General features: G+C 34.4%; 16 protein-coding genes. 13 read left to right on the top strand and 3 right to left on the bottom strand.

Going from position 1 to position 17,374, the window contains the following annotated elements; genetic code table 11:
• Nucleotides 1-88: 88 nt before the first annotated feature.
• The gene (locus AC4BB5_RS00575; protein ID WP_490457523.1) at nt 89-1,609 is read right to left on the bottom strand and encodes a lytic polysaccharide monooxygenase; all 1,521 of its coding nucleotides are present in this window, start codon (nt 1,607-1,609) and stop codon (nt 89-91) included.
• Between the two features lie 362 nt (nt 1,610-1,971).
• Here AC4BB5_RS00575 and ispE point away from each other — a divergent pair, with 362 nt between their 5' ends.
• From ispE to AC4BB5_RS00610, 7 genes are all read left to right on the top strand, one after another.
• Nucleotides 1,972-2,823 (top strand): 4-(cytidine 5'-diphospho)-2-C-methyl-D-erythritol kinase, encoded by an 852-nt coding sequence (gene ispE / locus AC4BB5_RS00580; protein ID WP_490457524.1) that lies wholly within the window; start codon nt 1,972-1,974, stop codon nt 2,821-2,823.
• 267 nt (nt 2,824-3,090) lie between these two features.
• Nucleotides 3,091-4,047 carry a metal ABC transporter substrate-binding protein gene (locus AC4BB5_RS00585; protein WP_490457525.1) on the top strand — a complete coding sequence of 319 codons (957 nt, stop codon included), beginning with the start codon at nt 3,091-3,093 and terminating at the stop codon, nt 4,045-4,047.
• Nucleotides 4,048-4,123: 76 nt separating this feature from the next.
• Nucleotides 4,124-4,804 carry a metal ABC transporter ATP-binding protein gene (locus AC4BB5_RS00590; RefSeq protein ID WP_490457526.1) on the top strand — a complete coding sequence of 227 codons (681 nt, stop codon included), beginning with the start codon at nt 4,124-4,126 and terminating at the stop codon, nt 4,802-4,804.
• A complete protein-coding gene (locus AC4BB5_RS00595; protein ID WP_348921438.1) occupies nt 4,777-5,613 on the top strand; it encodes a metal ABC transporter permease in 837 nt (278 codons plus the stop codon). The genes AC4BB5_RS00590 and AC4BB5_RS00595 overlap by 28 nt, the downstream gene beginning before the upstream one ends.
• Before the next feature lie 173 nt (nt 5,614-5,786).
• Nucleotides 5,787-8,345 (top strand): L-type lectin-domain containing protein, encoded by a 2,559-nt coding sequence (locus AC4BB5_RS00600; protein ID WP_490457527.1) that lies wholly within the window; start codon nt 5,787-5,789, stop codon nt 8,343-8,345.
• A gap of 248 nt (nt 8,346-8,593) precedes the next feature.
• Complete coding sequence (gene purR, locus AC4BB5_RS00605) at nt 8,594-9,421, top strand: pur operon repressor (RefSeq protein ID WP_082265986.1); 828 nt, start codon at nt 8,594-8,596, stop codon at nt 9,419-9,421.
• A 189-nt stretch (nt 9,422-9,610) separates the two neighbouring features.
• The gene (locus tag AC4BB5_RS00610) at nt 9,611-10,756 is read left to right on the top strand and encodes an ArgE/DapE family deacylase (RefSeq protein ID WP_490457528.1); all 1,146 of its coding nucleotides are present in this window, start codon (nt 9,611-9,613) and stop codon (nt 10,754-10,756) included.
• A 247-nt stretch (nt 10,757-11,003) separates the two neighbouring features.
• Here AC4BB5_RS00610 and AC4BB5_RS00615 read toward each other — a convergent pair whose 3' ends face one another.
• Together AC4BB5_RS00615 and AC4BB5_RS00620 are read right to left on the bottom strand one after the other, a co-directional pair.
• On the bottom strand, nt 11,004-12,347 hold the full coding sequence (locus AC4BB5_RS00615; RefSeq protein WP_490457529.1) for a sensor histidine kinase: 1,344 nt from the start codon (nt 12,345-12,347) through the stop codon (nt 11,004-11,006).
• Between the two features lie 25 nt (nt 12,348-12,372).
• A complete protein-coding gene (locus AC4BB5_RS00620; RefSeq protein WP_490457530.1) occupies nt 12,373-13,155 on the bottom strand; it encodes a LytR/AlgR family response regulator transcription factor in 783 nt (260 codons plus the stop codon).
• A 182-nt stretch (nt 13,156-13,337) separates the two neighbouring features.
• On the opposite strand from AC4BB5_RS00620, the gene AC4BB5_RS00625 reads away from it, so the two are divergent.
• The 6 genes from AC4BB5_RS00625 (at nt 13,338) to AC4BB5_RS00650 (ending at nt 17,262) form a co-directional block, all read left to right on the top strand.
• Nucleotides 13,338-14,033: a helix-turn-helix domain-containing protein gene (locus AC4BB5_RS00625; protein ID WP_490457531.1), complete on the top strand. Its 696-nt coding sequence runs from the start codon at nt 13,338-13,340 to the stop codon at nt 14,031-14,033.
• Nucleotides 14,034-14,085: 52 nt separating this feature from the next.
• On the top strand, nt 14,086-14,736 hold the full coding sequence (locus AC4BB5_RS00630; protein WP_490457532.1) for a hypothetical protein: 651 nt from the start codon (nt 14,086-14,088) through the stop codon (nt 14,734-14,736).
• Between the two features lie 28 nt (nt 14,737-14,764).
• Entirely contained in the window at nt 14,765-15,889 is a 1,125-nt protein-coding gene (locus AC4BB5_RS00635; protein ID WP_490457533.1) for a WxLIP family cell surface protein, read from the top strand.
• A gap of 2 nt (nt 15,890-15,891) precedes the next feature.
• Nucleotides 15,892-16,218 (top strand): EF2685/EF0750 family sortase-dependent surface protein, encoded by a 327-nt coding sequence (locus AC4BB5_RS00640; protein ID WP_490457534.1) that lies wholly within the window; start codon nt 15,892-15,894, stop codon nt 16,216-16,218.
• 9 nt (nt 16,219-16,227) lie between these two features.
• Nucleotides 16,228-16,452, top strand: a complete 225-nt coding sequence (locus tag AC4BB5_RS00645; RefSeq protein ID WP_490457535.1) for a hypothetical protein — start codon at nt 16,228-16,230, stop codon at nt 16,450-16,452.
• Nucleotides 16,453-16,578: 126 nt separating this feature from the next.
• Nucleotides 16,579-17,262: a WxL domain-containing protein gene (locus tag AC4BB5_RS00650; protein ID WP_490459009.1), complete on the top strand. Its 684-nt coding sequence runs from the start codon at nt 16,579-16,581 to the stop codon at nt 17,260-17,262.
• Nucleotides 17,263-17,374 lie beyond the last annotated feature (112 nt).

The raw sequence follows: 17,374 nt of genomic DNA on the forward strand, positions 1-17,374 counted from the left end.
CTATACCATTAAGATAGTTAAAAGCTGAGCTAAAAGTGTATACACTTTTAGCTCAGCTTTTTTAGTCATAGAATTTTGAATCGCTTTATTAAACTAATTCCCAAACATTGGAAGTTGATGGTTGGGTTCCTTTGGTCCACCATTTTGCTTTGTATGTTTTGCCTTTAAAGGTAACACGCTCACCTGCAGTATAAGCTTTTTTAGAATTCCACTCTACAGCGTTAGTAAATAGTGCTTTCCAAGCATCTGATTCTTCAGGTTTCTCATTTTGAGTCCACCATTTTGCTTGATATTTTAACCCATTGTATAAAACAACATCACCTGAATTGTAAACTTTTGTTTTCTCCCAAGTTGTATTTTCAGATATAACTTCTTCTTTTTTTGTTTTAACAGTGAATGCTTTACTAAGTTCTGAAGCATTTCCGCCTAGACTATACGCTTTAACTGTATAGTTATAAGTTGTATCAGCTTTTAGTCCTGTATCTTTGAAATGTGTATCACCAGTAGTTATGATTTTTTTGCCGTCACGGAACACTTCGTAATTTTTGACACCTAAAAAGTGATCAGATTTGGTCCACATTAAGTCGACAGATGATGTCGTTGTTTCCATCGAGTGAATACCTGTAGGTGCTGTTGGATTCTGAGTATCTTTTTGTTCAGCAGATTTAGTTAGTACAGTTACTGGACTAGATTTTTCAGATAAAAGTCCAGTTGTACCTACTGCTTCAACTTGGTAAGTGTAGGTTGTATTTTCTTTTAGCTGTTCGTCAGTAATCATATTTGCTGAGGTAGTAGCGATTTTATTATTGTTTCTATAAACATTATATTCTTGCGCGTTGTCTACTTTTGTCCATGTTAATTTTGTAGATGTCGTTGTTATGTCAGCTGCTGCCACATTTGTTGGAATAGTAGGTGCTTTTTCAGGTTTCGGAGGTGTTGTTTCAGCTCCGTTTTTGATATTCACATCAACTGCTTGATAGAAAGCAGCCCCCGTGTTGCTGACATCCCAAACACCTAAAATAACATGGTATCCTTTGTGGTCTGCTGGAATATCCACAGTATGTGTTAAATTAGTATTTGCTTGTGCTCCAGTAAATGGGACATTTGAAATCAGCTGAAGATCACTACGTTTAATAGGGCTATTTGGATTCCAGCCATTTTTTGTGATGTAATAAGTCCAACGGCTTGTTGCGTGAGTTGCCGTATAATGCCAGGTAATGTTTAATTTACCAGGATTTATGTCATTCATCTTCCAATAATTATCTTTTTGAACGCTAAGCTGGCTGCCCAGTGCATCATTTGCAGAAACAATTTTTCCATCAGCAGGGCCATTTCCTGAGGCACCTGTTTCCCATGGAAATAAGTTGACACCAAAATCTTTTGAAAAACCTTTTCCAGTTTCTAAGCTTTGCGGTTCATTTATAACTGCACCATATTTTTGTTGTGCTGCTTGATACCCAATCGTGTTTTTTTCAAGTACTCCGTAATAAGCTCTTGAAGGTGGATTTGAGATATAACCATGAGCTGATGCATCTTGAGAAGTGAAAATTCCTAATCCACTCAGAATGATCGATGCAGCTAAGGTAACACCTAAAACATTTTTTTTCATACTTATTCCTCCTATTAATCAAATAGTTTATATTTTATTCTCACCGTCATGAGAATAAAAAGATTATAACGCGAATTTTTAGATTCATTTGTTCAAAAATGTCATTATTTTTCTGTATATTAAGTAAAAATACCGTTCCCTCATAAAAGTACATTTGAATAACGCTTGTTTTTTTATAGTCAGATTAAAAATAGAGCTCATTTTTATCCAAAAACCTTTCCTAAAATGACTAATTTCGGGTCTCCTAAATTATATGAAAAATTGTGCTGTTTTTTATATAATCTATACTTATTCAACAACATATGTTAGAATTTAAAAGATTGTGAAGTTGGTCAGGTATTGGGATTAGATAGGTGAAAAGAATGGAAATCATAGAAAAAGCGCCCGCAAAAATCAATTTGGGGTTGGATGCTCTCTATAAACGACAGGATGGTTATCATGAATTAGAGATGATCATGGCTAGTGTAGATTTAGCAGATCGGCTGACCTTTGAGTTATTGCCGAAAGATGAAGTAGTAATTGAAACAGACAGCTCCTTTTTACCTGTAGATAGAAGAAATCATGTGTATCAAGCAGCGGAATTGCTGAAGAATACATTTGATATTACGCAAGGAGTTAGAATTTATATAGAAAAAAGAATTCCTGTCGCAGCTGGTTTAGCTGGTGGCAGTAGTGATTGTGCAGCAGCGTTACGAGGATTGAATCGTTTATGGAACTTAGGTTTATCTTTGGAAGAGCTTGCGGAACTAGGTAGTAAGATTGGTTCCGATGTTCCTTATTGTATTCATGGTGGAACGGCTTTTGTCACAGGTCGTGGAGAAAAAATCGATTTTTTACCATCAATGCCTCAGTGTTGGGTAGTCTTAGTAAAACCTAAGATGAGTGTTTCTACCAGTTCGATTTTTGGCAGTTTATCTTTCAATAGCATTCAGCATCCCGATATTCACGGTTTAAAGCAAGCTATTGAAACAGATGATTATCAGTTAATGACTGAAAAAATCGGCAATGCGTTAGAAGGTGTGACCATCCAGCGTCATCCAGTGATCCAACAAATCAAAGATCGGATGATGAAATACGGAGCAGATGCAGCGCTTATGAGCGGCAGTGGCCCAACTGTTTTTGCTTTATGTGAGAAGAACACACGAGCACAACGGATTTATAATGGCTTAAAAGGATTTTGTGATGAAGTCTATATTGTGCGGACGTTAAAATAAAAAAATTTAGAGTTTGAGTACGATTAAAAAACCACTCCGCTGAGTGGTTTTTTTAGTTGTTACTAATGATAAAAAAAACATACATTTGTTTTTGAAAATACATCGTTCCAATCATCATTTTTTCTGATTTCAGACCGTTTCTCACATAGTAGTAAATTTTTTCTCTTTTCCCTTGACGTTCTCTTATCCATCTGGTAAATTAGTTCTTGCTAGTAAATCGTAAATATTACGATTTGAATAAGATAAATCGAAATGGGGATAAAAGAGATGAGAAAAAACAGCTGGAAATATATTGTAGGATTTCTTTTAATGGCAATGATGTTTACACTAACTGCGTGTGGGCAAACAAAAGAGCAAGACAAGTCTGGGAAAAGTGATACAATAAAAGTCGTGACGACCTTTTACCCAATGTATGATTTTGCCAAAAATGTTGTCGGTGACGCTGGGGATGTTCAGTTATTGATTCCAGCAGGAACAGAGCCGCATGACTATGAGCCAAGTGCCAAAGATATTGCCAAAATTACAGATGCAGATGTGTTTGTGTACAATAGTCATGAATTAGAGACGTGGGTCAAAGATGTTTTAGAAAACGTGGATGAGAAAAAAGTTGCTGTTGTAGAAGCCGCAGGTTCAATCGATTTAATGGCGGGTTCGGCTCATGAACATGATCATGATGGTGAAGAAGAACATGACCATGACCACGAATTAGATCCACATGTGTGGCTTGACCCCGTTTTAGCACAAAAAGAAGTTGAAGCAATTCGTGATGCATTAGTCAAAAAATACCCAGATAAAAAAGAAACATTTGAGAAGAATGCTGCAGCTTATATTGAAAAATTAAAAGACTTAGATACGGAATATACAGAAGCATTTACGAATGCTAAAAACAAAACATTTGTAACACAACATGCTGCGTTTGGTTACCTAGCGAAACAATATGGTTTAACACAAGAATCGATTGCGGGAATTTCGCCCGATCAAGAACCGTCACCAAGCCGTTTGGCAGAGTTGAAAAAATACATCAAGGAACATAATGTCTCAGTAATCTATTTTGAAACATCTGCTTCATCTAAAGTTGCTGAAACATTAGCTCGAGAAACAAATGTAGAATTAGCGGTTCTTAATCCGTTGGAAAGTATTACCCAAAAAGAGCAAGATCAAGGTGAAGATTACATTTCAGTGATGAAAGCCAATCTTGAAGCGTTGAAGAAAAGTATTAAGTAAATAGAATCGGGATAAAAGACGTCCAGTTTTTTCTCCCGTTTTAAGTAGTTTATAAGGTTTAAAAAGGAGGATGATCATGCATTATCTAGAAGTCAAAGACCTCACATTTTATTATGATGATGAGCCGGTCTTAGAAGATGTTTCTTACCATGTTGATCCTGGCGAATTTGTGATTCTAACAGGGGAAAATGGTGCAGCGAAATCAACATTGATCAAGAGTACTTTAGGGTTATTAAAGCCAACTAAAGGGAGAATCACGATCGCAAAAGAAAATACCACAGGGGAAAAAATAAGTATTGGCTATATTCCTCAGCAAGTGGCGTCATTTAATGCAGGGTTTCCAAGTACGGTGATCGAGTTAGTTCGTTCAGGACGCTTTCCCCGTAATCGCTGGTTTAAACCACTAACTAAAAGAGATCATCAACATGTGGAAAAAGCGTTGAAAGCAGTTGGTATGTGGGAGATGCGCCATAAGCGGATTGGGGAACTTTCCGGCGGACAAAAACAACGTATCAGTTTAGCTCGTATTTTTGCGACAGATCCTGATTTATTTATTTTAGATGAACCAACAACAGGGATGGATGAAACATCTAGAAATGAGTTTTATCGTCTTTTACGGCATAATGCGCATGATCATGGCAAAGCGATTTTAATGATCACTCATGATCATGAAGATATCAAATCATATGCTGATCGGCAAATTCGTTTAGTTCGGAAGGAGGATTCGGAGTGGAGATGCTTTCATATGAGTTCATGAGAAAAGCCTTTTTAGCCGCAACCTTTATTTCGGTGATCGCACCGATGCTAGGTGTGTTTCTTGTGATCAGAAGACAATCTTTAATGGCGGATACTCTTTCTCATGTATCACTCGCCGGAGTTGCTTTAGGATTTTTCTTAAATTGGAATCCAGATATTATGACACTGGTTGTCGTAATCATTGCTGCTATTATTTTAGAATACCTAAGAATGATTTATAGTACGTACTCGGAAATTTCGATTGCGATTTTAATGTCTGGTGGGTTAGCTTTAGCTCTGGTGTTGATGAACCTTAGCGGAGGGAACTCAGCGGCTAGTATTCAGTCGTATCTATTTGGATCGATCGTGACAATCACGTGGCAACAGGTCGTTATTTTAGCAGTTCTGTTTGTAGTATTAGTGATTTTGTTTGTCTTATTCAAACGTCCAATGTATGTGTTGACCTTTGATGAAGATACGGCTCATGTGGATGGATTGCCGATTCATTGGATGTCGATGTTGTTTAATGTGATTACAGGTGTGGCGATTGCAGTGATGATTCCAATTGCTGGGGCGTTATTGATTTCGGCGATTATGGTTTTACCTGCTGCGATCGGTATGCGGATCGGTAAAGGATTTAATACGGTTATTATTATTAGTGTTATCATGGGATTGATTGGCATGTTAACAGGATTGACGGGGTCTTATTATTTAGAAACACCGCCAAGTGCCAGCATCACATTGATTTTTATCGGTTTATTTATCCTTGTAAGTATTGTTCGTAAAGTGGTTGTAACGATGCAGCGAAACAAGAAGATGAGTCAAAGATAAATGTGTATAGACTAATAGGAGATAAGAGAGCTCATTCGCCTTCTTGTCTCTTTTTTTTGCAATCTATTTCAAATGTTTTTTTAATCTTTTTTGATTAATATTTAAATACATTTTATAATATAATATATACATATTTAATAAGCTTGTTAATCAAGAAAAGAAAGGGCGATAAAATGAATCGTAATTATTATTTTGTTTTTGTGTTTTTGTTTTTTATTTCTTTGTTTGCTGTTATTTTAAAAGAGGAAGTCGCGGCTGCTCCGAAATTAGCTAATACGGATCAGATACAGACGGAAAAGGAAATCTCATCTAAATTCCCCAATGTAGATAAAATAAAAAATGAGACGAATTATGCAGATATTACAGGAGTACCCCTTGAGGGACTTTTTAAAGTTCCTCAAGGAGCAAATAGTTTTGTTTCGGATGATAAAGTTATTATCACAAAAAAAGAAACGAAACAGGTGGGAAGCATTTTTTCAACAGAAGAAAATTTGTTAGATCTTAGTAAAGATTTTACAGCTGAAATGTATGTCAAAATTGATGGTAGTGCCGATGGGATCACATTTGTAATGCATAATGATAAGGAGCGTACAAAACAGTTTACAGGATTGGAAGGAAAAGGATTAGGTGTTTACGCATCGAAGAAAGATAACGGTTTACAAGATCAACTTGAAAAAAGTTTTGTTATAGAGATGGACACGTATTATAATGACGGCGTTGACGGTCCATTTGATGGAGATTTGTCTCCAAATGGTGGTAGAGGTCATGTTGCCTATAGCTTTCCAGAAAGAGAAGATAACTATACGTACTTTGAAAATGGTAATGTCAATACCCAAAAGCATTATAACGTTCAATATCCAAATTTTAAATTGGGTGACAATCAATGGCGTAATTTTAAAATAGAGTGGCATTCTGCGAACTATAAATCTGGCAAAGGAGGGGAATTAACCTATCAATTAGAGGGACTAGACGCTGTCACTGTGACGATTCCACGTAATACGTTTGATTCTGATAATGTGTATTGGGGGTTTACTGGTTCGACTGGGAATCAAGTAGAGCTTGCTGAAGTTTTGTTTTCAAGTGTTCCAGGCTTGATTTATTATAACGATTCATTAGAGATAGTAGATAAAACAAATACCCCTCTGACGGAAACTAGCATGGTTAAAAATGACACACTGCTTACCGTAAATTATTTCGGAAAATATGTTGCAGGGAAACAAGCATTACAAAAACCAAAACTAAAATTTAAATTGAGTCCAGGACAAGTTTATCAAAAAGGCTCTTTTAAAGTAAATGATCAAGAAGCAACCCCAGAGCTTACGAATAATATTTTAAGTATAAATATTCGGAACCTTACGTTTGAATATAACACATTGGATGTTTCTTTCAAGATTAAGACTGAAGGGTTAACATCATTGGATGAGCCTTCAATTAATAGTAACCTGACAGGTGCTAATTACAAACAAGTCGATGGTAATACAAGCAAGTATCTAATTGATAGTGAAGCACCTACAGGCGTGGGCAAAATCACAGTAATAGATCAGTATGATGCAGAAAGCTTAGCCCAAGCGCCAGATTACAAACTATTTTTAAAATCATGGAATGATGATATTACGGTAAAAGATAAGATTTTAGTTTATCCTAAAGCAGGACAAGATTTTAAACAAATCGTTAGTTCCAAAGGACCATCAAAGTTTACTTTAGCGTTGGAAGACGAGGTCGGCAATATAGGTTATCTGGATATTCCATTATATATCAAAGCTAAAGGACAGCTAGTGTCAAATAATGATGATCACTTGATTACAGCAAAAAGTATCACAATGTTTAATACTGAGTATCCGAAAACAACAGAAGAATTAGTTGAACGTATTAGAGAAGATTCATCGGCAGTATTATGGCAAGCAGATGAGGATGGAACGTTACAGAAATTGAATAGTAGTTTAATCAATATAGCAGTAGACTCGTTGCCGAATCCTGGAACCATTCCTGATGAAAAGAACTATGAAACTATTTTGACTTATACATCAGATAATACAACGGTAAAACTTGGCATCACTCTTTCAATAATTCAAGGAACATCAACTGTCATTATAGAGTTTAATGATGAAGCTGAAAGGCCTCTGCAAAAATCAATTTCTTTGGAGGGAAAGATTGGGACAAGTATTGATTTAACAAAGGAAAAGGAAGTGCAAGAAACCATTAAAACCATTTTGAAAGAAAACTACGAAATGGTTCAAAAGCCAGAAAATGAAACAGCAATCCCGATAAAAAAAGAGGAATATACAATTCGGTATAAATTTAAAGGTCGATTGTTTGTTCAACATTCTCCAAAGTTTTTAAATTTTGGCCGAAAAAATTTAGGAATACCATTTATAAGAGTAGAGAATGCCACATATGATCAGCCTCTGGTTATATGGGACAATCGAGAAAATCCGAGCAAGTGGACCTTAACGGCAAAACTGAAGCAAGCTTTAACGAGTGTTGAAGATCCAACGCAAAAATTACCATCAGCATTGAAATATAAAGTAAGTCAGACAGAGACAGTAACCTTATCAGAAGATATCGGACAGCCGATAGCGGAAAGAATACATGGGGAAAAAGGCTCATATAATATCAGTGATGAATGGGATGAAAATCAGGCAGGCCTCTTGTTAGAGACGCCTGCATGGAAAGTTCTTCAGGCAGGAAAATATCGTGCAACAATTTTATGGCAAGTAGAACAAACACCATAGAAGATAAGAGGAAAAACGAAAGTTTTTCCTCTTATCTTCTTTTTTGTTTCTTAAATTGCGAACTATTTTCCGATTTTGCCAAAAAATACTCGATTTTTTTTACAAAACACCCTATAATAGGAACGATAGATTATGAGGAAGTATCATTTATTTTACTTGTTGAAAAATAATGAATAACGAACCTATAAAAAATAAGGGATAGTAATTATTCTTGTGAATAATAAACCTTAAAGGAAAGAGGAGAAGAAGTGACAGATTCTAAAATTCGGAGAAGCGAACGATTGATTGATATGACACAGTACTTGTTGGATCATCCCCATACATTGGTTTCTTTGACCCATTTTGCACAGCGCTATAAATCTGCTAAATCATCGATCAGTGAAGATTTAGCAATCATCAAAAAAACATTTAAACAACGAGGGACAGGAATTCTTGAAACAATTCCAGGAGCTGCCGGAGGTGTTCGTTTTATTCCGGAAATTCCATATGAGGAATCAAAAGAATTGGTATTGGCTTTGTGTGAGCGTTTGTCAGAACAAGATCGTCTGTTGCCAGGAGGATATGTTTATCTTTCTGACTTATTAGGACAGCCGGAATTGTTGCGCCAAGTTGGGAGAATCATTGCTTCTAAATATTTAGGGGAACAAATCGATGCTGTTATGACAGTGGCGACAAAAGGGGTACCGATCGCTCAAGCGGTCTCGTATTACTTGAATGTTCCGTTTGTAATCGTGCGTCGTGATTCAAAAATCACGGAAGGTTCCACAGTTAGTGTGAATTACGTTTCAGGCTCATCTGAACGAATCGAAAAGATGGAACTGTCAAAACGCAGTTTAAAACGTGGTTCAAGAGTGTTAGTCGTGGATGATTTCATGAAGGGCGGCGGCACTGTTAATGGAATGAAGAGCTTGATCGAAGAGTTTGAGGCTGAACTTGTTGGGATCACTGTATTTGCGGAATCTAAATTTAAAGGACAACGTGCGATCGAAGATTATACGTCATTGCTTTATGTGGAAGATGTGGATACACGGACGAAAACGATCAATGTAGTTCCTGGGAATTATTTTGATGAATAAAATGGAGACCAGCTATCAGAAATGATGGCTGTTTTTTTTTTTGAGAATAGGAGATATCTTTCCCGAAATAACCACTTTTATTTAACGAATGTTCCATTTAGGTGTATAGTTAACCTGTAAGCAAATTTATCCAGTTTTTTTCACACACGATGAGAAACTGAATGAATCATATGAAAGAAGGCCAACATAATGGAAAAACAAGAAAAAATCCAAATCCTAAAAGACATTGTTGCAATCAAATCAGTCAACGGCAATGAAAAAGAAGTCGCCGAATATTTAAGCAAACTATTCAAAAAACACGGAATCGACTCAAGCTTTTTAGAATATGACAAAGACCGTGACAACCTAATCGTTGAAATCGGTAATAAAAATAGTGAAAAAGTCTTAGCATTTTCAGGACATATGGATGTCGTTTCAGCAGGAAATGTTTCTGACTGGACCTCTGATCCGTTCAAACCTGAAATTCGTGATGGCAAGATGTATGGTCGCGGCACTTGTGATATGAAGAGTGGGTTAGCCGCTATGGCAATTGCAATGATTGAATTAAAAGAAGAAAAAGCAGATTTTAACGGACGTTTACGTTTAATCGCCACAGTGGGTGAAGAAGTCGGCGAATTAGGAGCCGAACAATTAACCAAAGAAGGCTACGTGGATGATGTGACGTCAATGGTGATCGGTGAACCTTCTGGTTATGCAGGTATCGTTTATGCCCACAAAGGCTCGATCAATTTTAAAGTAGCCAGTCAAGGTAAAAATGCCCACAGCTCAATGCCTCAACTTGGTGTAAATGCAATCGATCACCTAAATGATTTCTATTCAAGAGCGAACCAATTATTCCGTAGTGAAGTTCATACAGATGAAGTCTTAGGCGATTTTATCTATAATGTAACGATGATTTCTGGTGGGGAACAAATCAACAGTATTCCAAGTGAAGCCAGTCTTCAAGGAAATATCAGAACGATCCCTGGTTATGATAATGACGTTGTTATTAAAAAAATGAATGAACTGATTGATGAGCTAAACCAAAAAGATACGTATCATTTAACGTTAAGTATCGAAGCAAATAAAATTTCAGTGAAAAGCGAAAAAGATTCTGATATTGCGAAAATCGCTCAAGAAGTAGCGAAAAAACAAGTCAACGTTGATATTCCAATGGTTGGCGTGTCTGGCACGACAGATGCCGCTGAATTTACCAAAGGCAAACAAGTCTTCCCTGTGATTATTTTTGGCCCAGGTAATGAAACACCACACCAAGTGGACGAATATGTGGATGTGGATAACTATTTGGAAATGGTCGATATTTATAAAGAAATAGCTGTGACGTATTTAGCTTAATTGACCTCTAAAGAAAATAAGATAGGAACAATGAAAAAGCGTTTAGAACTGAAATACTTAGCTCTAGACGCTTTTTTACTGTTGCTGATTTGAAAATAGCGGAATGAAAGAACATGTAATTACGTTTGATAGTCAAAAAGGTATTTTTGATACTATTTATATAAGATTGTCTTGATTTCTCACCAATATCAGAAAGTATAGAATCTGAATAATGAAAGCTGATTTTTTATGTCAATGTTCTACCAACTTAATCTACAGAAGCTGTTTTATTTTCAACGATAATCTTTTTAGGTAATGAAAAATTAGCAATAAATAGATTGTTCTCTTGTTTAAATAAATAGGAGGCTTTTTTATGTTGTTTTAAGAGCTTTGTAAAAATGTACAAGCCTTTCCCTTGATGTTCTTCTTTTGTTGTATAGTTATTTTTAAGTATTTGTTCGAAAACAAGAGTGTGATCAAATGAATTTTTAACTTCTACAAAAATAGAATGTTCACGAACTTCTATTATTACCTGGATTTGAGGTTTTTTTACAGTCATCGAGGCTTCCAAAGCATTATCTAAAAGGATAGATAAGCATCGAATAAAATCTAAAAGACCAATGGAAATATTTTCTGATGAAATTTTCTGATTAACAGTAAAATCAACAGGTACTTGTTTTTCATTACACTTTTCAAAAAAATTGATAAGTAATCCTTGAACAGGTGGAATTTCGATCATAAAAACGTAAGTAAAGTAATCTGATTCGATAAAGGTATTAGAGTAATCAATGATAGAAGAAACATAAGCAAGCGCTTCTTCAACTTGATTTTGTTCGAGATACGTGACTAAACTTAGAAGGATATTCCGATAATCATGTCTAAATTCATTCGCTAGCTCAATCCGTTCTTCTTCTCGAAAAAATTTTCTCGACAGAAGTTCAATGCTTTGTTGTTGTTGATAAAAACGACTGATAAGGTAAAGAATATAATAAAACACACTTGTGAAAATAAACACTAAAATGATAAGAAAAAAGAAATGAACAAATTCAAATTTTATTAGGATTAACTGTCTAATGATAATGAGAGAAAATAGGGAAACGATACATATAATCGCTTTTTCTGCAAATTTTTTTGGAAGGTGATAGATAGTTTCCAAAATCTTGAATTTAGAATTAATTTTTTTACTGATCAAAATCAAAGCAAAAAACAATAGTTGCTGAGACATTACGACTAAGGTAATAAAAGTACCTAGCTGTCTAAAAAACCAAAAAAGATTTAATAGTTCCCACGTAAGTAACCAAGAAAGAAGGATCAATATGTTTTGTATAGTGATATAAAAAGCAGCCAAAGCAATTTTTTTTAAAGAATAAACAATAAAAATCGACTCAAGAATACTAAAAGGAATGAACCAATACATTGAAGGCATAAAGAAATAGCCTGAACTAGGAATTTCGAAGAAAAGGTACGAAAACACTTGAAAAAAAAGAAAACATGTTAAAAAAACAACTTGTCGCAAATTTAAATATTTTTTATAACCAATCAACCAGCTGAACTGTAAAAGATTAAAAGCGAATAATGCAGTAACTAAATTAGTAACTGATGCTGAATCCATCTTCTTCCTCTTTTCTTGAAATTTTTCATAACATTTTTTTTAGTTTTTTTATAATCCGCGTACCCACTTCTAATTCACTTCCATCATCAAAGGTAACTAATCCTATCGGATGCTTTAATGAAGCAATATGATTTAAGTTGATAATATATGATTTTAAACCTGTATAGAGTTTGTTTGAATGAATATTTTTCTGTACATCTCTAATTGATCCCTCTGTTATTTGTTCAGAACTAATTGTTTTGATTAATAATTTATTGCGCATAGTTGAAAGAGATTTAATATAAATAATCTCTTCATATTTAAAAAAAATTGCTTCTCCGTAATTGTTGAGAGAGATGTAAACGTCTCTATTTTGGGTTCTCTGAATAATCTTAGATAGAACAGTAGAAAAAGCATTCTCAACAGATTGTTTATCTAGGCGAGCTCGTTTTAATATATAGGAGGATGCTTGAATCTTGTGATTGATTATCTCGATTCCCTTGTCCTCTCTATTCGTTAGAAAAATAAAAAAACTGTGTGCATTAATCTGTCTGACTTTTTTGGCGATATCAATTCCTGAAAAATACGTTTGTAAATCAATGTCAATAAAAAAGAGATCATTATCATCTAACGATAATCTAGGTATTTCTGTATAAAATTGATTTATTTCTTCTACTGAAATAATTTTAAAAGAGTAATGAGTATTAGTAGATGCTAATGACCTAATAAAATCCTGTACTTTTTTTCTGAAAACAAAATCATCCTCTATAATATAAACATTTATGTTAGTAATAGTGAATCCCTCCTTATAATTTTCTCTATTATACAAGAACAAATCAAAGAAAGAAATGAAGAAAAAAAGAACTTAAAAGTATAATGTAAACGATTTCAAAGCGGAATTATATTTTTTTCATTTGATATAATCACTTTTGTCTCATGGAAAATAATAATTTTTAGAAATTAAACTAGGCTGTTAAAAAAATGTAAAAAAAAGAATAGCGAGGATAGTTTATGAAAGACATAATTGGTTTGATAAATATTGGGAATGAGTCAGAATCTGAAAGTTCTTTGATTTCTGAAACGATAAAAAAATATAACTGCTCATTGATGGAACTAACAGACAAGGACCAAGTGAAGAACTTAGATGGATTGATTATTAATCTTCATGAAGATTCAGATTACATGGAAGCTTTTCAGTGGTTGATCGATATTCAAGAGAGATATTCACTTTTTATCTGGATATATTGTCCCAATTATAATGAGGAAATGATCAAGCTCTTTCACCATATATGCAAAACTTCTGTTATCGGAGTAGCAGAAAAGAGAGAAGGAATAAGAAAATTAAGTGTATTAATCAAGAATGCAATGGGGTATAAACATCATTTGAAGAAGTCTTCAACAGTAGACCCATCTACGGAGGAACATTATCTTGATTCAAAAAAACTTAGCTTAGTCGTTCATAAAAAAGAAATAAGATTAACAAGATCTGAGTTTAAGGTGATTAGTATGTTATATAACCAGATCGAGGGTGTCGTAACGTATCAAGAGATGGCGGAGCAACTCTTTTCAGATGAGGAAATCATGACTCAGAAAATATATAGGATTGCCAATATCATTTTTAGAATTCGTGAAAAGCTAAAAGAACAAGAACATTTTAAAGTAGTAATTATTCGAACACAAGGCTATCAATTAACCTATGATCATTAAAGTTATATAGGCTAACCTTTTGGAATTTAAAAAGAAATGGATGGAACATTCTATGATGAATTATTTTAAACAATATAAGTTTTACTACATCGGAGAGGGACTGTTTTTTATTAGCTGGTTGATTTATTTCACCTTCTTTATGAATTTTTATCAAGAAGCCTATTTCTATGTAGATAAAGGGGGAAAGTTCATCATTCAATTACTATTTATGATTACGTATTATTTGAATGAGCTATATATCTATTCATTTAGTGCCTTTCTATTGCTGACATTAAATGCCCTGCTGATTTTATTATTTTACATACAAAATAAGCGGGCTGGAAATAAACAGAAAGTAATGAAGTATTCATTAGCAGGTTTTATCTTGTGTTCAATGATTGTTCCGATTCAGTTATTAACTATACTACTTTGGCCTGTGTTCCTTACACTCTTCATTTTCTCTGCAACAGTTATCTTCATTATATTCGCTATCACAAAATACTTATATGAAGAAAAAAACGTTTTATATGAAGAAAATGAACAGATAAAAAAAGCAGGTCCCTTTCAAACTATAGAAGAAGTAGAAGCTTACTCAACTGAGTTTTTGAGCCATTGGCAGGACTATTTCTATGAACGGGATTTTGAATTGATTCAACGTATTAGTAAGGAAGAAACCGACAACTATTTTATTGATTTTGTCGTTCAATCATTGAAAAAAGAGTAAATATAATAAGTTAGGAGATCATTGTTTCATGAAAAAATCTAGTACCTTGTATATTGTGATTTGTTGTTTTATAGCTTTGTTCATTAATAGTGATCGAGTGAGTGCAGCAGGTAATGATGACAAATTAGGATACACAGTTTCCCTTGTTCAGCCTAAAACTCAAATTGATCCGGAAAAAAGCTATTTTTATGTAAGTACGAAGCCAGGGGAAGAACAAACGCTGGAAGTTAGAGTGAAAAGCACCAAAAAGGAACCAGTTAAAATAAAAATTTCAAGTGCGAATGCCATCACAGGAGACGGTGGGACGATCGAGTATGTAAACGATCCTTCTAAATATGATGTTACCTTGAAAGATCCGCTAACCTCTTTATTGAAAATCGACACACCTGAAATAACAGTCGCTAATTATGAAGAAAAAAAAGTGCAGGTTAAATTAACACCACCCAAAGATAGCTATCAAGGGGTAAAAATGGGGACACTCGTTTTCTCTTTAGATCGTGGTGAAAAAGAAAAAGCGGGTGTTACGACAGAATTTTCATATCGAGTAGGAGTCGTTACATCAGAATCAGGTGATGAATTCAATAATGCGCAAAAGTTAAACCTAAATTCTGTTAAAGCATCTATGAAGCGTGGGAAAAAAATGATTTTGGCAAATTTACAAAATCCAACGGCTAAAGTACTTGAGAATTTAACTATTAATGCAACGATGACGAAAAAAGGAACGGATGACGTCATAAAAAAGAAAACAGTCCAGAATTACATGATGGCTCCGAATAGTCATTTTGATTTTGAAATGGACTGGGGAATCAATTCAGTGCCAACGGGTACATACCTGTTAAGCATAGTAGCTAATAATGATTATCAGGAATGGGAATTAAGTAAAGAATTTACAATTACAAATCAACAAGCACAAAAAATAAATGAAGAAAGTACGTTTAAAATCATTACACCTGATTGGATAAAAGCAACGACAATTGTTCTATTAGCTCTGGTTGTCTTACTTTCTACAGCTATTCTTTTGAGAAGACAAAAATGGGAAAAAGTTTGGAAAAAAATTAGAATTGCAAGACGGAAAAATAAAGAAGGCAAAGAATCTAAAAGAAAAGTTAAAGGACCTAATGGGAAAAAGAGTAAAAGAAAAGTTGGTGAGTAAGAATGAAAATAAAAAGTAAGTGGTTGGTGTTACTAATTGTTTGCCAATTAGGATTGATTTTATCTAGCTCGACAACGTATGCAATGAATGATGAGGGGAAGACAGAAGCAGGAATTTCGTTTGAAAAGAATAATGAAGCAGAAAAACCAAAAACCTCTGAACCTTCAATCAACGACGTTAAGCCTGATATAAATGGATCAAAAACAGGCTATCTACCTAATCTGGGCAATATTGTCACCTCGTTTATTTTACTTTTATCAGGTGTCACTTCTTTGATCGTTGTGTTAGGTGTGATTAGCTTAAAAAAAATATATAGCATCAATGTATAGGAGAATAAAATGATAGATTATCTATGGGTCTTTATACTGGGAGGCGTTTCCTCCACTGCATTAATATTTTTTCTAATAACACTCTCAAGAGATGTATTTTTAGCAAGAAAATTAAAGCAAAAAAAGACGAATTTCCTCATAAACTTTAGCTTATTAGCTGTAACTATGATCAGTCTTGGGTTGATTATTTACTTGTTTATGCTTTTAAAAAATCAAATCGGTTTAATCGGTTAAATTTAGAGAAATATCTGTGAACAATTTACAACAATAATTGTCGCCAATTTTATTTACGCAAATAAGAAGGGTGAGAAAAATTTGAATAAATTAGCATTAACAACATTAATCGCAGGAGCAACATTGATGGTTTCTGCAAAACCAGCTCATGCAGCAGAAATTGAAAAACAAAATACAGATGTAGGTATCCGTTTTGAAACAGATGGCCCCCTAAATCCTGGAACTGGACCATTTAAAGATAACTTAGCAATGGTTTGGACTCCATCTGAATTTGATTTTGGTAAACAAAAAGCTGTTGCTAATATTGCTACATACAGCAATGTAGTCAAAGGGGACCAATATTTGGTTGTCAATGATGACAGAACTGGTACACCAGTACAAGGTGGAGGCGAAACAAAAGCTAACGCAGAAACTTCTGCTTGGAAAGTGACTGCATCAATGTCTAAATTAGTTTCTAAAGATAATACTGCGTCTGAATTACCAGCAAAATTAACGTTTTCATTAGAAGATCCACAGTCATATGATATCGGTGATGTTGATCCGGGAACAAATGACTTTGATCCGAATCCAGTTGAAGGAAACGTAGGAACACTTCCTGATCCAAACAATATCATGGTGGGTAAAGACGTAACATTAGAAGCGGGTAATACAACTGGCGCTACAATCCTTGGTAAAACAAAAGCAGACGCTGTTAAGGGTGGTTTCGCAACAAAATTAAATAATACTAAATTAGTTGTTAACTCAGGCGCAGATGCAGCTGGAAAATCATTTTCAGCTTCTGTAACTTGGAGCCTTGATAACACGTATTAATTAGAAATTAAATAAAGTATAGATAATTTTGTAAATAAATTGGCACACAATTATTGTTGTAAGTTGTTCACAGAAATCATTGCGACTGAGATATAACGTATGAGGTTATGTC

The organism is Enterococcus sp. AMC1252 (assembly GCF_058216515.1).

What these genes read in the sequence shown, in the direction of transcription:
- AC4BB5_RS00645 (WP_490457535.1), top strand. Translation starts at nt 16,228, where the DNA reads ATGATAGATTATCTATGGGTCTTTATACTGGGAGGCGTTTCCTCCACT.
- AC4BB5_RS00590 (WP_490457526.1), top strand. Translation starts at nt 4,124, where the DNA reads ATGCATTATCTAGAAGTCAAAGACCTCACATTTTATTATGATGATGAG.
- AC4BB5_RS00575 (WP_490457523.1), bottom strand. Translation starts at nt 1,609, where the DNA reads ATGAAAAAAAATGTTTTAGGTGTTACCTTAGCTGCATCGATCATTCTG.
- AC4BB5_RS00630 (WP_490457532.1), top strand. Translation starts at nt 14,086, where the DNA reads ATGATGAATTATTTTAAACAATATAAGTTTTACTACATCGGAGAGGGA.
- AC4BB5_RS00600 (WP_490457527.1), top strand. Translation starts at nt 5,787, where the DNA reads ATGAATCGTAATTATTATTTTGTTTTTGTGTTTTTGTTTTTTATTTCT.
- AC4BB5_RS00610 (WP_490457528.1), top strand. Translation starts at nt 9,611, where the DNA reads ATGGAAAAACAAGAAAAAATCCAAATCCTAAAAGACATTGTTGCAATC.
- AC4BB5_RS00585 (WP_490457525.1), top strand. Translation starts at nt 3,091, where the DNA reads ATGAGAAAAAACAGCTGGAAATATATTGTAGGATTTCTTTTAATGGCA.
- AC4BB5_RS00650 (WP_490459009.1), top strand. Translation starts at nt 16,579, where the DNA reads ATGGTTTCTGCAAAACCAGCTCATGCAGCAGAAATTGAAAAACAAAAT.
- AC4BB5_RS00635 (WP_490457533.1), top strand. Translation starts at nt 14,765, where the DNA reads ATGAAAAAATCTAGTACCTTGTATATTGTGATTTGTTGTTTTATAGCT.
- AC4BB5_RS00625 (WP_490457531.1), top strand. Translation starts at nt 13,338, where the DNA reads ATGAAAGACATAATTGGTTTGATAAATATTGGGAATGAGTCAGAATCT.
- ispE (WP_490457524.1), top strand. Translation starts at nt 1,972, where the DNA reads ATGGAAATCATAGAAAAAGCGCCCGCAAAAATCAATTTGGGGTTGGAT.
- AC4BB5_RS00615 (WP_490457529.1), bottom strand. Translation starts at nt 12,347, where the DNA reads ATGGATTCAGCATCAGTTACTAATTTAGTTACTGCATTATTCGCTTTT.
- AC4BB5_RS00640 (WP_490457534.1), top strand. Translation starts at nt 15,892, where the DNA reads ATGAAAATAAAAAGTAAGTGGTTGGTGTTACTAATTGTTTGCCAATTA.